The 533-nt window shown below is 34.0% G+C and carries 1 protein-coding gene; it reads right to left on the bottom strand.

Annotated elements, in window-relative coordinates; translation table 11 throughout:
- Positions 1–148: 148 nt before the first annotated feature.
- Positions 149–533 (bottom strand): DUF488 family protein (locus ACFIKD_RS09785; protein ID WP_375647956.1); only part of this gene is annotated, 385 nt, incomplete at its 5' end.

Genomic DNA, 533 nt, shown 5'->3' with positions numbered 1-533 from the left:
GCCATATCTTTTCTCCTTACATTGAGATGCAATTCACGTGTGGCGTGAATCACGCTTGTGTTGAAAGTTGTTAGGAAAGGGTGGGGGTGCTAGGAGGTATTTGTGAAGAGAAGCACCCCCATATGTAAAAAATCTGTAAGTTTATTTTTTAGATGTGCTTAATTTCATATTTCCAATCAGGCAATTGAGTAAGAGCTAATGCGAGTTGTCCTCTATGACACATGCATACATTGGCTTCAAAACAGGTGATTGCAACGCGCTTTTTGTTTAAAAAAATTTGATATAATTTGTTTATTGCACAAGAATTATTCTTGAGAGTTGTATTTCGATAATTTTTAAAAAGGCGGTCATAATCTTTTTGTGTTTTCAAATTTCTTCGTTTTTCAGAGGCAATTCCAAGTTCAGGCATATGCATATATTCAATATCAATGTTGCTTACAGCTTGCTCTAATTGCCTTTTTGAAAATCCGTGTTTTCTACTTATTGGATTTTTACGAACATCACATAAAGTTTTGATATTGTTTTCTATGAGA

This window comes from Bartonella sp. CR84HXZ (genome assembly GCF_042194535.1).
In the GTDB taxonomy this organism is placed as follows: Bacteria; Pseudomonadota; Alphaproteobacteria; order Rhizobiales; family Rhizobiaceae; genus Bartonella; species Bartonella grahamii.
This window is presented reverse-complemented; position numbering and strand designations above follow the sequence as displayed.